The sequence below is a fragment of the Cellulosilyticum sp. WCF-2 genome (assembly GCF_003990395.1).
GTDB lineage: Bacteria > Bacillota > Clostridia > Lachnospirales > Cellulosilyticaceae > Cellulosilyticum > Cellulosilyticum lentocellum.
Map to the genome: position 1 here is coordinate 1,429,505 of NZ_CP034675.1, position 15,463 is coordinate 1,444,967.

The 15,463-nt window shown below is 33.6% G+C and carries 10 protein-coding genes, 2 tRNA genes and 1 rRNA gene; 12 read left to right on the forward strand and 1 reads right to left on the reverse strand.

Annotated elements, in window-relative coordinates:
* Positions 1-131 precede the first annotated feature (131 nt).
* Positions 132-1,046 carry a magnesium transporter CorA family protein gene (locus EKH84_RS06250; RefSeq protein ID WP_127065613.1) on the reverse strand — a complete coding sequence of 305 codons (915 nt, stop codon included), beginning with the start codon at positions 1,044-1,046 and terminating at the stop codon, positions 132-134.
* Between the two features lie 301 nt (positions 1,047-1,347).
* Here EKH84_RS06250 and rrf point away from each other — a divergent pair.
* From rrf to EKH84_RS06305, 12 genes are all read left to right on the forward strand, one after another.
* Positions 1,348-1,465: ribosomal RNA gene (gene rrf, locus EKH84_RS06255) — 5S ribosomal RNA — on the forward strand.
* 4 nt (positions 1,466-1,469) lie between these two features.
* Positions 1,470-1,542: transfer RNA gene (locus EKH84_RS06260), tRNA-Gly, on the forward strand.
* Between the two features lie 490 nt (positions 1,543-2,032).
* On the forward strand, positions 2,033-2,752 hold the full coding sequence (locus EKH84_RS06265) for an SAM-dependent methyltransferase (protein ID WP_127065614.1): 720 nt from the start codon (positions 2,033-2,035) through the stop codon (positions 2,750-2,752).
* 337 nt (positions 2,753-3,089) lie between these two features.
* Positions 3,090-4,010, forward strand: coding sequence for a stalk domain-containing protein (locus EKH84_RS06270; protein ID WP_127065615.1), 921 nt, complete (start codon positions 3,090-3,092; stop codon positions 4,008-4,010).
* Positions 4,011-4,139: 129 nt separating this feature from the next.
* A complete protein-coding gene (locus EKH84_RS06275; protein WP_127065616.1) occupies positions 4,140-4,709 on the forward strand; it encodes a hypothetical protein in 570 nt (189 codons plus the stop codon).
* 125 nt (positions 4,710-4,834) lie between these two features.
* Positions 4,835-4,905, forward strand: a tRNA-Gly gene (locus tag EKH84_RS06280).
* A 322-nt stretch (positions 4,906-5,227) separates the two neighbouring features.
* A complete protein-coding gene (locus tag EKH84_RS06285) occupies positions 5,228-6,118 on the forward strand; it encodes a carbon-nitrogen hydrolase family protein (protein WP_127065617.1) in 891 nt (296 codons plus the stop codon).
* Between the two features lie 1,240 nt (positions 6,119-7,358).
* A complete protein-coding gene (locus tag EKH84_RS21900) occupies positions 7,359-7,505 on the forward strand; it encodes a hypothetical protein (RefSeq protein ID WP_013655630.1) in 147 nt (48 codons plus the stop codon).
* A gap of 49 nt (positions 7,506-7,554) precedes the next feature.
* Positions 7,555-8,466 (forward strand): hypothetical protein, encoded by a 912-nt coding sequence (locus EKH84_RS06290; RefSeq protein ID WP_127065618.1) that lies wholly within the window; start codon positions 7,555-7,557, stop codon positions 8,464-8,466.
* Position 8,467: 1 nt separating this feature from the next.
* Complete coding sequence (locus tag EKH84_RS06295) at positions 8,468-10,234, forward strand: hypothetical protein (protein WP_127065619.1); 1,767 nt, start codon at positions 8,468-8,470, stop codon at positions 10,232-10,234.
* Positions 10,235-10,248: 14 nt separating this feature from the next.
* Entirely contained in the window at positions 10,249-12,030 is a 1,782-nt protein-coding gene (locus EKH84_RS06300) for a vWA domain-containing protein (RefSeq protein WP_127065620.1), read from the forward strand.
* 24 nt (positions 12,031-12,054) lie between these two features.
* Entirely contained in the window at positions 12,055-15,441 is a 3,387-nt protein-coding gene (locus tag EKH84_RS06305) for a tubulin-like doman-containing protein (RefSeq protein ID WP_127065621.1), read from the forward strand.
* Positions 15,442-15,463 lie beyond the last annotated feature (22 nt).

A 15,463-nucleotide genomic window follows, 5' to 3' on the forward strand; every position in this document is an offset into this window, starting at 1 on the left:
TTTGTGCAGCATTAAGTATGAAATAAACATTAATTAAAAAAGAACATAGTAATAGCTCCTCAGACCAATATGATATGTTTTACTGTGCTTAAAATAGCAAAATATAAAACCTAGGGTTTCAAAACAGAAGACTAAAGAAATTTTTTCTTTTTACAAATCCAAATACTTAAGCAAATAATAGCTAAGCTGATGGCAATAACAAGAGGATAACCATACTTCCATCTTAATTCAGGCATATAAGTAAAATTCATACCATACCAACCCGCAATTAAAGTAAGTGGCAAAAAGATAGTAGTTACTACAGTTAAAATCCTCATGGTATTATTTTGTTTAATATCTATTTGGGATTGATATTCTTCTCTTACCTGAAGGGCATATTCTCTTAGCATTTGTACATTACTTTGAAGACGACTGACTCTCCTTGTAAAAAAGTCAAAAAGTCTTAGGTTATGTTCGTTAAAGAAATCATTTTCATTTTCTCCCAAGACCTCTCCTACCTCTACAAGTTGTGAGTAATAGTAATGAAGTGTTAGAAGTTCTTTTCTAAAATCCATAAGCGTATGATTAAAATGAGCAATTTCTCCATTCAAAATGGTAGATTCCATCTTAGCAATTCTATTTTCAAGTTCCTCTAAATAAAGCAAATCCTTATCAATAAGTAGTTCCAAAAAATTACTAAAGAAAGTCTCTAAGGTAGGCGTATCCCAAGTTCTGGTATGACTCATTTTTTCAAGTAAAGCTTTGACTAAATCGCTATCATCCACAAAGACAATGCCATCCTTGTGAATATAATAGATAAAGCGCTTTTTTTGTTTAGAGTTTTGTTTTGAGGGTATACAAAAGGTTCCTAACATATAATCAGCATAGTTCTCTAATTTGCATAAATGAATATTTGCATAGCTCTTAAAACTTTCTGCATGCACACTAGAAGTAGCACCGCTAGTTTGCCACTCCTTTAATGTCACTATTTGCACGGTCTTTACGGTTAAATCCCCTTGTGGCTTATCTTCTAAAGGTACAAGCCGTTCTTTAATCATATAATACATTAACTCACCTGATTTCTTGATTGTTTATTGTTTTTCCACCATAAACGATTAACTCTTCATTTATACTTCTCACTCTTCAGACTTCCTAATTTTTATTTTATCACTTTCTAGAAAAAAGGATACCTTATAAAATTTAGGTATCTAATACAAAAAATAAAGGTATTCAAAAGTGTAGCAGGAATTTCATCTGCTGAGTATAGAAAGAATAGCGACTTAGCAAAATAAATCTTAAAAAGTAGTTGACATATGTAATGGGATAGTGTATATTTAAATAGTCGTCAAGAGAAATGACGACGAAATTTCTGGTGATGATGCGCTTAAGGGAAACACCCGTTTCCATTCCGAACACGTAGGTTAAGACTTAAGCGGCTGATGGTACTTGTCGGGAGACTGACTGGGAGAGTAAGTGGTTGCCAGATTTATGCGCGAGTGGCTCAGTTGGTAGAGCATCTCCTTGCCAAGGAGAGGGTCGCGGGTTCGAGTCCCGTCTCGCGCTTATGAAATCCCTTGAATTTCAAGGGATTTTTTTGTTGTGCAGATATATAATTTATGGCATAGTTAATCAAGACTCATTTCCGTTATTTGCTCGTATGTTAGAAAAATCAGAAACTCATCTATGAAATTTAATTCTTTTTCCCTTTCTCTTGTACTTTTAATATTTCCTTAAATTCACCACTTTTATACAGATAGAAATAAAACTTGATTTAATAGGGTTAGTATCAAAAAATAATACCTTTTATGAAACACAGAAAACAAATGAAAATATTCAGAAGTTTAACTTGAGTTTGGATTAATTAGCTGATATATTTTAAGTACAATAAGGAAAGGATGTGATTAGTATGTTTAAAAAATATAGCATTGTTGTTGAGGTGGCATTAGGATAAAGCCGATGGCATCTTAACCATTTTTTACCGCCTTAGGTTGTTATTCTTTTGCCTCCTTCAACTATGAAGATCAAAAAATAACAATAATAGGAGGTTCTGCAAATGCGGAATTTTATTTTAAAGGAAAAGTATAATACATTAATTCAAAGTTTAATTGATGATTTTAATAACAGTCATAGCTATAAATATATCATGGGACCAGATGCATTATGTCTTATTGAAATTTTATGTGAAAAAATAAATTTAAAACCTGGCATGCGTGTATTGGACATGGGTTGTGGAGCAGGCTTCACTTCAATTATATTGGCAAAAGAATTTGGTGTTACTGTATTTGCAAATGATTTATGGTCTTGTGCAACAGAGAACTATGAGCGATTTGTAAAAGCCGGAGTAGAAGATAGAGTATTCCCTTTTAGAGCGGAAGCACATAATCTTCCTTTTGCAAGTAACTTTTTCGATGCAGCTATCAGCATTGATGCTTATCATTACTTTGGTACAGATGAATGCTATTTATATGATCATTATGCTAAGCTAGTTAAACCAGGTGGACAGTTTGGCCTTGTCAATCCTGGTCTTTCAAAGGAGTTTACTAACGGTTTACCAGAAAAAATGAAACCTTTCTGGGAACCTAATATGTATGCTTGGCACAGCGCAGGGTGGTGGCAACAGCTCTGGGAAAAGACAGATTTGGTAGATGTTACTTGTGCGCAAGAAATTCCTGACGGCAAATCAATCTGGAGAATGACAGCTGATTATGATCTCCATGATGCGGATATAGAAAACTACCTTACATTAGTACTTATGACAGCAATAAAAAAGTAATGTTATATGGATGATTAAACTAATTAATGAAGCCGTAAATTCGAAAAAAGAATTTACGGCTTTTTGTGTCTATAGAGAGGATTACTAGAGAATAAGATTGTTAAGGATTAGAGATAGTCCGGAAAAGATAAGCATGATAATCACTATCTTCTTTACATGTTTTTCTTTAAACACTTTTGATAAAGCTATACCAATAAAGAGACCTAATAACATAAAAGGTTAATTGTATAAAAATTATTACGAATAGATAACATAAGTACGTTACACCATAAATGTGGGATATAATAATTAGAGTTAGTTCATACTAAAGTAGAAGATATTCTAGGAGAGTGAGAAAATGTATAAGAAAAGATTTTTAAGTGCAGTATTAGGAATGAGTTTATTAGTAACACAAGCCAGTGTAATGGCTCAGGCAGTAAGTGTTAATGAAGTAGAACAAGCAACTCAAATTGTTATGGATCAAAAAGAAGAAAAGGGTTTATATTTAGTTCAAAAGGGTGAAATAACAGAAATAGATACAACAAAACATGGTACACGTATTTTAGTAGGAGACTATAATAATGGTATCTTTTTTAATCTGCAACCTAAAGTACCTGTATTAGATGCTAATACATTAAGCTTTAAATCTCAAAAGGATTTAAAAGAAGGGATGGAAGTAACTGTTATATATCCTAAGAATTCACCAATGGCATTAAGTCAACCACCAATGTCTTCATCAGCTGTTTTAGTGATAATCAATTCACCTAAAAATTCGATAGAAGTAGGATACTTTGATGAAAATCTAGTAAATGAAGCGAATACCTTGAAACTTAATATTGGTGAAAATACAGTGATTAAGAATATAAAAGGTGAACGCCGCGTCTTTACTGCTGATGATATTAAAAATAAAAATGCTACTGTTATTTATGATGTAACTACACGTAGTATTCCAGCGCAAACGACACCACTTTTTGTAATGATTTTAGATAATGAAAAAGTAGCTAGTGGAGAGTTAATAAATGAGAATAGCGAAAGAGAAACGGAAGTAACAGCGGATTATAAAGTGCTGCGAGAGATTGCTACTGATTTAGAATATGAAATCAATTGGGATAATGAAAATAAGCAAGTTACTCTCACTAAAGGAGAATTAGAAGTAACCTTTAAAATAGGAGAATCAACGTGTTCTATTAATAATCAAGTAAAAATACTACAGCAAGTAAATAAATTACAAGCAGGTAGTATTTTGGTTTCTGAGGAGACAGCTCATTTATTAAAATGATTTGTATAAAAATATACAATATTTCGTAAATGATGATACTTTTTGTTTTAAACAGACATTGCCTATGGTAGAATAAATCTGTATATGAAGAAAATATGTTCATGTACAAAATTCTATGGGGGTGAAAAGATGTTTGAGAGAAGTTATTATGGAGGAGTAAGTAACGCAGGTGCTATAGGAGTATGTTTTTTAGTAGCTATTATTGGTGGTATACTTTTATACTTTCTATTTTTAACACCTAAAAACGACAAGAAGTTTACAGGTTTTATGGGATGGTTATATGATTTTTTGGCTTTTAAGAAACTCTTAGTGGAAGCCATATTAAAGGTTATTTATTTAATATCTGCATGTTTTATAACTTTATTAGGAATTGTTTCTTTGTTTGATTCATTTGTATTAGGCATTGCGATCATTGTTTTATGGAATATTATATTAAGAATTTCTTATGAGTTTTTATTAGTACTCATCATTATTTGCAAAAATACAAGTGAGATTAACAAAAAGCTTTCAGGGAAAGATACAAGCGAAGCTGATATGTTTGTAAGTCAAGTAGAAATCCCAAAATCAGTAGTGGAGCAGTTTACAGCTAAAACGTCACCAACTACAACAGCAGAACCAGAAGTGTTTTGTAAAAGCTGTGGTCAAAAAATGAAGATAGATTCTACTTTTTGTCCAAACTGTGGGCAAAAGAACGAATAAATAAAAAGAAGACATTCTAGGATGCCTTCTTTTTATTAGCCTAGATTTTTTCAAAAAAAAGTAAAATAATTGCTTGACATATGGTAATAAATTTTGTATTATTTATATAGTGATAAACAACATTTGCGGGTGTAGTTCAATGGTAGAACTTCAGCCTTCCAAGCTGACTACGTGGGTTCGATTCCCATCACCCGCTTACTTAAATAAGAGTTGCGAAATGAAAAATTTCGTAGCTCTTATTTTTTTGATTCTATTCATAAAAAAAGTAATTTACTTCTTGATATAAATTGTTATTAGATATAAGAAGTGATTATATTATCCCCATAAATAACCACATACTAACAAGAAAATAACAAGTTATACACAGAGTACATGCCTTTTATCCTCAAAATGTGGATAAAATTAATTTGAACTATTAAATAATTAATACTATAATTTTAATTAGCTCAATTTGTTTGGTCATATAAACATTATTATTAACTAGTTAAAATAATTTATATTTAAAAGAGGTGATAGGTATGAAACAGATTATATCTGTAGCAGTTGTAAATTTTAATGCTAGATGGGGAGAGAAAAGCATTAACTATGAAAGAATAGTAGGATATATAGAGGCTGCTAGTAGAAGGGGAGTAAATCTTATTGTTTTACCAGAATTATGTTTAACAGGTTATGATGATGAAAACCATGTGGCTAAAGAACAAAAGATGCAAGTTAGGTTAGCGGAAAATAAATATGGAGAAATGGTGAGTGAACTATTAGATTTAGCTAAAGTATATAATATGTATATCGTGCTGGGGATGCCTGAGAGAAATAAGAAGGATGATGCAACTATTCATAACTCGGCATTAGTACTTACACCAGAAAGTATGAGTTACACTTATAGAAAAATACATCTAGCTTTAGATGAACCTAATTGGGCTACGCCAGGGGAAGAGCCACTTCTAGTAGAAACACCTTGGGGACCTATAGGAATTGCTATTTGTTATGATCTATATGCTTTTCCAGAACTGATTCGTTATTATGCAGCTAAAGGAGCGAGACTGATTGTGAATAGTACTGCATATGCTAAAAGTAGAGGAGCAGCCAAAGGGAGAGCGACTTTAGAAAGTACGGTTTTAATGAATGGCGTATATGTAGCAACGGCTAATTTATGTGGCATAGATTTAGTGAATGATTTTTGGGGAGGCAGTAGCATCATAGGGCCTTCTAGAAAGATGCAAGAGGTTTATTATTACGCAGGTAAACCCTTTGATGCACCAGATGCAGGTGAGCAAGAAATGTATATAGCTACTATTGATCTAAGTTTAGCTGAAAGAGGGATCTTTAAAGAGAACTCTAGACTAGGACATTCGGATTTTAGGCCAGAACTTTATGCGAAATGGTATAAAGAGCTTGCAGGAGAAAAGTAGAAATGTGTCGGTGGCTTCACTAGGCTATTTGGGCGGAACTGAGAGAGTGTGACTATCCTGCGTGGTTCCGCTCCGTATTTTCATTAGGCACTAAGCTCACTTTTTTGGATGAACGCCCACAAACTCGGTTCCCTCGAACACGTGGGCTAAATACCATCCAAAACGTTCGCTAAGTGCCTAATGAAAATACTCCGAAGTCACCCCGCTAGGACAGCCACCTTCTCTCAGTTCTACCAACAATAACGCGTAAAGTCACTCTCCCAAAGCGTTTTCAAGAAAAAGAAAAGCTAATTCATTTTATTGATAGCAGTTAGAGACAACAAAAATAGCTCCCCAAGTAGTATCAATACTTGAAGAGCTATTTTTGTTCCAGACTCTTGAAATGAACTTTCGTGGCTAGCTAAATAGACCTTAAACAAGGCGCAAGATGGCTCCTCAGCACGTATGCGTTATAGCTTAGTGCCTACTATGACTAGTTATGAAAGTTAAACCAATGAGTGAGGAGCTCCTAAAAGTCTTGGCCGGTGCACCCTATGCTAGGAAGCTAAGACCTTAAGACTCTGATTTAAAACTTTATTTGGTAATGCTACGTATAAAAACATTTAGAACAACTTATAAGTGGCGCCTTCCTTGCAGCGCATCAGTGAACATTTTCCTTAAGTCCAGAGGTACCTATAACAATAGATTGAGACTTGGCTGACCCGGTCAGTTCCTCAGATTGAAGCTGTGGTAATTATGCCGTGGGAAGTTATTTATTTTGTTTCTACACTTATCTATATGTAGCCAAAAAGCCGAATCCCTAATAAAAAGTAACGAATTGTTATTATATCTTTTTTGCACTCCTCGTTTAAGGTCTTGAACGTTTGTAAGGTCAATAATGATTGTAAGAAATGAGAGGGGAGTCACGGAAGACAGCTCTCCCCTCTCATTTCTGCCTAGCAGCAATCCTTATAAACGATCAAGCAAATTTCTATTTGATTTTTAAATAAAATCTTTAAATAAGTTAGTTATATATAAATTATTAAGGGCTATCCTATGCTACTTAACCTATGATTAGTATGAAAGAGATACTTCTGGTTAAGTACTTAGGGTAGTCCTTTTTTTAATATTTATTAAGAAATCTTAATTTTTATAAGGGCAAACTAAATATAAAATTAATATTAATGTAAAGGATATTTTATTGTTAAATAATATGCTAGAGCGTATAATAAGCGTATATTATAGGATTCTGAGGTGGAATATGTCTATTATACTAATGGGGATTATTGGAGCTGTCCAATTAGTTTTATTAGGCCATTACTTTTTTTGTGGGCTTAAATATAAAAAGAGAGCCAAAGATAAAAAAGTTGTTGGTGAGGAATTGATAGAGCTAGTAAATGGAAAATAATAAAGGTATGGAAGACTTTTGTAAAAAGAAGAACTAAAGGAGTAAACATATGACAGAAAAATTAGTAGTACAGTTTGACCAGCTACCAGTTTATGATAGTCCGCTTGACTATTTAGCTTATTGCATGGGCTGTAATACCTATCATATGAATGATCAAAAGCCTTGCATTAAATGTGGGAAAGCTGATGTAAGTGTATCTCTTGAATGTATTGCTGAAAAAACAGTTAAAAGACATTTTTTAAATGGCATGGGTATTCTTGTGATGCTTTATGCCCTCATGTTTGTAGTAAGTATGAGCTGGACTGCAATTTTCTGGGGAACAGTTTATACAATAGTTTGTATAGTACTTTATGGGGGAATTTATTTACGTTATAAAGAAGCTTATTGTAAAAAGGAATTAGAAAAGCATGTCAGAGCCAATAGCCAGAGAATCAAATTAGACCTTGAAAAGCAATGGGAAGTGTGTAAAGAACAGATGAATAATGGAGATTACTTAGGTGCTTATGAAAAGCTAAGATGTTTAAGCCAATTAGTAGATAATGAAGAAATAAGAGTTTATAAGCTTATTTGCTTAAATCATTTTCATTTAAGAAAAGACTTACCATTAGAACTTAAAACCGTACTTTTGCCAGATTGTAATATGCTTCTTATTAGATATATTTATGAAGTAGCAAAATTAAAAAAAGAGCTTATTGATGAAGCGACCATTAATTACATACTACGTTATAGACAGCAAGTTTTAACGGAAGAAAAGGGCGAAGAAATAGTGGCTAGTGTGCTTGGGGGAGCACTTCGCTCTAAGTTTTTATTAAATAAATATGCTTTAGCATTAAAAGAGTATTTACCTTACCTACCAAAAGAAAGATTATTAAGATTAAGAAAGATTCAAGATGGGATCTCTGATGAGGCCCTTAGAGAAGAAATCATTAGTCAGATAGCGACATTGGTGGGGGAGAAATGAGATGAATAAAAGAAATAGATATAAAAGAGGAAAGCTAGTTCAAGGGTTTATTCTCCTATTATTTGCAGTAATATTAGTGGTAGTCGTTTTTAAAGCAAGGCATATCATAGGGAAAATGGGCTTTGTAAATGATGGGATAGAGCATTATAAAAAGCAGCAGTGGATAGAAGCTGAAGAAAGTTTACAGCGTGCAAAAGGTTATAGATGGTTTCATTACAAGGAAGAAGAAGCTACTAGTACACTTACAGCATTAAGCTGGATCACGGAGTATAAAGATTACATAGCTGATTTATATGGAAAAGTAACAGAAAGTAGTGAGGGCAAAGATTTAGATGCCTTTGAGGATTATGTTAGTGAATATGAAGTATCGGGATTCTTAAATCTAACAGATTCACAAAGACAGTATCTTTTAGAAAAATATCCGATTGATCAAGCTATTTTCACTGGATGGACACATTTTAAAGCTAGTATTGTAAATGAGTTAGAAAATCCTATGCAAGGCAAGTATAATTGGTCCAAGGAAAAAATATTTTTAGTACCAGCCCAGTATTTTTCACAAGATAAGGAAGATGCCATCTTAGCGCTCTTTAAAAAGTGTGATCAGGAACTTTATGACAGATATGCAGTGGCTACAGGCATTCAAACTTTTAGAGATTTAATAGACAAACTAAGTGACATTTATGTGACTAATAGAGCGTATGATTTTGAGACAGAGTGGTTAACACCTCAAGTTAAAAGATTCATGTATGAGACATTAATACAAAAATCAAAAGAAGAGACTAAGACTTTTGAACAGTACATAAGTGCTTATAGAAGTGGAGCAGACCCAGCCTATAAGGATGAGGCTATAGAGAAGATTGTAGAAGATTTTATGGTGGAAAAAGAAAAGGAAATAGAAAAATTTTTAAAAGCCAAGGAATATGATACACTCATCACACTTTATAAGGAATTGAAGTATTTTAAAGACTATACAAAGGAAATAGAAGTGGCCGAGAAGATGCAAAAGTATGAGCATCCGGAAATGCTGCTTCAGCAGCCTATAGAGCAGTATGACTTTATTCAAACGGGAACAAATAGTTTTGATGCGAATCAGTATCTTATAGCTATGAACAAAAATACTAATAAGTTAGAATTAATACTTTTCATAGGCGAATATCAAGATTATGAAGTTAATACCCATGAGTTTAACTTAAATGATTTAGGTATTACTCCAGATGAGGTAAAGCAGATTGATGTAGGGGATTATTTAGTTGGACTCAGAGTAGCAGGAACCAATAAAGCGATTAGATTGCCAATATTACGTTTTACCAATAATAGATTAGAATATCTAACAGAATTTGAAGGCGATCAGATAGAGTTAATAGATGGCCTTAAACATTTGAAAATAACAAATCCAAGTAATGAGGCGATTCCTTATACCTATGATTATATATTAGGAGAAGAGGGCTATGAGAAACAAGAAATAGCAACCACACCTATTAATTTATCAGATACTAATTTAGCAAATTATGAGGGCAAACTAGTTAAGTTTAGTTGTTATGTGTCAGAGGATTCAAATGATGGTATAGTAAATGCATACTATTATGTAGGTAATACTTTCTATTCTGATTCAATGGCTTATATTTATAGAGAAGATGGTGTGGCCATTAACAAAGGTTCTTATACGGTTATTGGTGAAATTGTAAGTATGGAGCCATTCTATAATACTGATCTTCAGCTAGAGGTATTAAGGCCTAAAATTAGAGTATTAGAAATGCAAAAAGAGTAAGAGGAGGCGGGCAAGTGAGAAAATATATCAATAGAATTTTTATAATAGGGTTTGCCATTATGCTCCTTCTATTTCCAAGCATGTTAATGGCAGCTACTAGTGATTCACAGTTAGATGCTGTTCTAGTGATAGATGCTAGTGGGTCTATGAAGGAAACAGACCCTAATAAATTAGGATTAGAGGGTGTTAAGCTCTTTGTAGATATGTTGGGGTTTACTGATAATCAGGTGGGTGTAGTAACCTATGGTTCTGATGTGTCTCAGACCTACCCTATGAGTTTGGTTAAGAACCAAAGCGACAAGGAAAATATTAAAAACTTCGTAGATGGTATCACCAGAGATTTAGAGTATACAGATATTACATCAGGTCTAAAAGAAGCAGTGAAGATGCTAAATCAAAGGAATGCTTCTGGAAATAGTCCCTTGATTGTTGTTTTTACAGATGGTAATAATGCAATTGGTGGAGTGGCTAACCGCACCCCAGCAGATATTGATAAAGACTTAGCTGCTATTATAAACCAGGCTCAGTCAGAAGGTTATCCGATTTATACAATTGGTTTAAATGACAATGGTAAATTGAATGAAGCTTACTTAGAAAAAATTTCAGTAGATACAAAGGCAAAGGCATTTGCAACTAAAGACCCAGCAGAACTACCAGATATCCTAACTGAAATTTTTGCGGCACATTCTAATTTAAAAGTACAATCTTTAGGACCTATTACGGGAACAGGTAATTTTGAAGAAGTGGTTGTTAATATTCCCAATGGCAATGTATTAGAAGCTAACTTATCAGCAACTTCAAAAAGTCCGGTAGAATTTAAGTTAGTGGACCCAAATGGAAATGAGCAAACGATTCCATCACAAAATATCACTTTACATACTTCTAATAGCTATAGTCTTTTAAAACTAGCAAGGCCTATGCAGGGAGATTGGAAACTGTATGTCAAAGGGGTTGCGGGTGATCAAATTAATATTGACTTAGTATACAACTACGATATAGAAGTAACGATGAAGCCCTTAAGTCAAAGTAACTATGGGGTAGGTGATAAGCTGAGTGTGGAAGCTTATCTCAGTTTACAGGGGAATGCTGTAAATGATCCTAATTTATATAATAGTGCTAAAGGCTACTTGGTTTTAACAGAGAATCAAACAGGCATAGAAACTAGAATTAATATGCAACTACAAGGACAAAGCTTTGCAGGTGAATATACTTTAAAAGATAAGGGCGATTATACAGTTAAGGTGATTGTAGAAGATACAAGCTACGTAAGAGAAAGTACTGAAACTCAGATTCAAGTAGGTGCAGTAGCTACAACTAGTCCAGCAGCAACACCCAATCTAAATAACACGGAAGATACAAAAGAAGAAAGTAATCCACTATGGCTTTATATAGGTCTTGGTATTTTAGGCGTGGTTTTACTAATTGTTATCGCTCCTGCTTTAAAAGCTTATAAAGTGGCGAAAACACCTTTAGTTGGTCAAGTCGTACTAGAACTCAAGGATAATACCACAGGAAAGCTTACACCACCACAGTACAAAAAGCTAAGTTTATTCCAAGGTAAAGTAAGTTTACATGCTTTATTACAATTTGCACCAGAGTTTAAAGAAACAGAGAAGGTTATTTTAAAGGCAGCACCAGGTGATAAGGTGATTTTGTATAATAACTCAGCTTATGCTATTGAAAAAAGTGGTAGAGTGGTGAAAGCAAATGAAGGGCTTGAACTTAAAAAGGGTGACAGATTAAGTATTAATATTGCAGACAGTGGTCAGACCGTACAAATAGAGTATTTATTATAATAGAAGGACAAAGGGAGGAAGAAAATGAAGCCAATTATTAGAGATCATATCGAACAGTTAGACATCCAAAAGGGTGGAGGTATTGTAAGTAAGAAGATTAGGGTAGATACGATTGACAATCCTATGCTTGTTATTGGTTTAGGTGGTACAGGTATCGATGCTTTGCTAAGACTTAAATATCAAATTAACAGACGTTTTAACTTGCCAGTAGATCCACTTACTAAGAAGAGAAAAGATAAGCCAGAAAATGTAGATTTCTTAGCTTTTGAAACCAATGAACAAGATAAAAATAAAAAGTATAAGGGGATTGGGCTAGATCCACTTAATGAACTTGTACTTCTCTCAGAAGCAGGGATAGGTTCTATGCTTCAAAATAGAAGTAGATTACATCCAAGTGTGTCATCTTGGCTTTCATCTGAGCTTCATATTGCAGATGGGATTAATGGAGCTTCTGGGGTAAGGCAAGGTGGTAGATTATTACTTTTCACTAAGATTAATCAAGTTGTAGACGCCATTCAAAAGAAGATTAAAGAGCTACAAAAAGGAACTGATAAAAAGATCTATATCTTTTTATTAACAGGTTTATCAGGTGGAACAGGTAGTGGTTGTTTCTTAGATATTGCTTATATCACTAGAGCAATATTAGATATTGAAGCAGGTGGTAGTGGTATTGATCGTTCTGACATTATGGGGTATTTATTTACACCAGATGTGAACCTTGCTAATCCATCTCTTAGTATACATACTCAGGAATATATTAAAAAGAATGGTTATGCAGCTCTTAAGGAGCTAGATTATTGGATGAACATTGAAGAACGTGGTGAACACTTTATCCAAGACTATGGCACAAGATTAAGTGTTAACTGTCAGGTAGCACCTTTTGATCTTTGCCACCTTATTTCTGCTACTGATACAGAGGGTAAGACCATTCACAATGCTTATGATTACTGCATGAATGTAACAGCAGAGAACATCACTAACTTTATGGCTAGTGAAGATAAACAGTCAGGAGAAGAATTTGCTATCCATGACTATATTAGCAATATTGAAACGAATATTAAGCAAATGCGTGAAGCCGTACTACCAGCTAACTATAAATACAATATCATAGGTGCCTCAGCTTCCATTTTACCAATTGAAGAAATGACAACTTATATGGCCTTTAAAGTGTTTAAACGTATTGAAGGTATGTTTGATGCTGTACCTACAGAAGAAGAGGTTATGGCACTGGCTAGACGTTTAGGGTTAGACATCGATAGTGTGAGTAAACGTTTTGAAGATAGCGTACCAGAACCACTGCCAGGCTTTGAAACAAGGGAGGCATATGCATATAACAACGTCGTAAAAACACAAGCTATTAATATGGATGCAGAGTTAGAAAAGAACTACCTCTTGAAAGCAAGAGAAGAATATAACAAAGCAGCTAATCAGCTTCCTAATGAGTTAAAGGAAACTATTTCCAGGGAAATAAGACGTCTTTTCACAAGTCCAGAGCATGGCCCAGTGTATGCTTCAAATATGATTGTGAATAGAGAAGGTTTCTCTTTAGTTAAAACCATCGAGGCTTATATTGTTTCACTTAAAGAACAGCTTGCTAACTTGCCTAAGCAAATACAATATCAAGTAGATACTTGTATTGAAAAAATGCAAGAAGCCAAATCAGCGTTTATCTCTAAAGAAAAGAAAAAGAATGAATACATTAGCAGCAAAATTTCAGAATATATTTTAAGAGCTGACACAGAGAAATATACAAAGATGATTGCAGCTTATGAAGATTTAAGATTACTTCTTATTGATCAAAATAATAAAATGTATGCTGTATTTAAGGAAATCTTAGGTACCCTTAGAAATATCTTTGAAAAGGATGGAGAAATCCTTGTAAATGCAGATGAGTCTGTAGATGAAAGAGGAAATGTAACTTATCACTGGAACGTAGTAAGTGTAAGAGATATTTCAAAACATATTGATAAAGTTATCGATGGGTATGATCCACAGCTTTTAGTTTCTGAGTTTACAAGTATGCTTTTAGAAGAAGCAGATAGCTGGATTAATGAAGCTGAGATTGATATTATCACAAGTATTTCTGACTTTATTACAGATAAGTTCTCAGATCTTATTTCTAAAACCATGGAAGAATTCTTAGTCATGAAATATGGAGAGGAACAATCTTTAACAGATTTAGTAGAAAAACAAATTGCTTCCAAATTAGCAAGAGATGCAGTGCCATTATTCTACTTAACCAATAGTTCAGAATTTAATTTCCCATACTATGCTATGGTTTCTGTACCAACCAATACACCAAGTATTTATAAGGGACTTAAGAACTTCCAAGAAAAGTATCCTAATTCTGCAGCTAAGTTCTCACTTAGACAAAGCAAGCTTACCAATCGTATTTTCTGGGTAACTACTAGAAATGGTATACCTCTTTATGCTTATGGACCACTTAAGAGCTATGAAAAACTCTATGAGGAAACCATTGCTACTAAAGAAGGTGTAGGCCGCCATTTGGTTATGACAGAGAAGGAAAACTGGATGAATCTACCTTCTCCTATTCCAGTAGAAGCTTGGGGAGATACTTATAAAAATAATCGTATTGAGGATAAAGCAGGTACTTTAAAAACACGTTTTGCAGCAGCTCTTAAATATCATGTGGTAACTAAAAAAGAAGAAACCGGTCTTGCTAATCAATATGTTTTAAACTGCGTAACTGATTTTGATTTAGAAAAGCAAGCAGAAGCTTATGGTATAGACTTTGAAAAACCAAACTTTACAAGTATCAAAAAAGCTTTAACAGACTTTGAAGAGCAAGTAAAAGAAGGCTTAAAAGGTAATAAGGTAGAATATCCTATTATGAATAGCTATTCAGAAGAAATGGCATTTTCAGGTATTCTTCGTTATCCAAAACAACAGGAACTTTTAAAAGCAGAGCTTAAAAAGTATGAAGCAGTAGAAGCTTATATCGAAAAACTAAGGGGTGCTATTGCCCTAGCTGAAGAAGAAGCTAAAGCAACAGAGAACTTTGTAAAGGCGATTTATACTAAGACTATTTATAAAAAAGGAGCACTTTATATTTATGATAAAGATGCAGAAGAAGAACTTTGGGACCCACTTCTAAATGTGATGGATGTTAATAAATATCCTGAGTATGAACTTTTCAAACGCTTTACAGCTATGGAAGGCAAACAGAAGGAAGTGATGCTTAGAAAAGCAGAAAGACGTGTAAAAGCTTTAACTCAAAGCGAAGATATTAGTGAACTTATGGCAAGCTTAGAACAGATTCTTGAAGTTTATGGAGAAAGAAGAGAAGAAATAGAAGATGAAGTTCATGAGATTGTAGATGGCAGGGAGATTTATGATTTCTACCGTGATATACTAAGTTATACAAAAGAACTGAAAAAGAAATTAAGTTAGTTTAATAAAAATCAAAAAGGGG

What these genes read in the sequence shown, in the direction of transcription:
- EKH84_RS06250 (WP_127065613.1), bottom strand. Translation starts at nt 1,046, where the DNA reads ATGTATTATATGATTAAAGAACGGCTTGTACCTTTAGAAGATAAGCCA.
- EKH84_RS06265 (WP_127065614.1), top strand. Translation starts at nt 2,033, where the DNA reads ATGCGGAATTTTATTTTAAAGGAAAAGTATAATACATTAATTCAAAGT.
- EKH84_RS06270 (WP_127065615.1), top strand. Translation starts at nt 3,090, where the DNA reads ATGTATAAGAAAAGATTTTTAAGTGCAGTATTAGGAATGAGTTTATTA.
- EKH84_RS06275 (WP_127065616.1), top strand. Translation starts at nt 4,140, where the DNA reads ATGTTTGAGAGAAGTTATTATGGAGGAGTAAGTAACGCAGGTGCTATA.
- EKH84_RS06285 (WP_127065617.1), top strand. Translation starts at nt 5,228, where the DNA reads ATGAAACAGATTATATCTGTAGCAGTTGTAAATTTTAATGCTAGATGG.
- EKH84_RS21900 (WP_013655630.1), top strand. Translation starts at nt 7,359, where the DNA reads ATGTCTATTATACTAATGGGGATTATTGGAGCTGTCCAATTAGTTTTA.
- EKH84_RS06290 (WP_127065618.1), top strand. Translation starts at nt 7,555, where the DNA reads ATGACAGAAAAATTAGTAGTACAGTTTGACCAGCTACCAGTTTATGAT.
- EKH84_RS06295 (WP_127065619.1), top strand. Translation starts at nt 8,468, where the DNA reads ATGAATAAAAGAAATAGATATAAAAGAGGAAAGCTAGTTCAAGGGTTT.
- EKH84_RS06305 (WP_127065621.1), top strand. Translation starts at nt 12,055, where the DNA reads ATGAAGCCAATTATTAGAGATCATATCGAACAGTTAGACATCCAAAAG.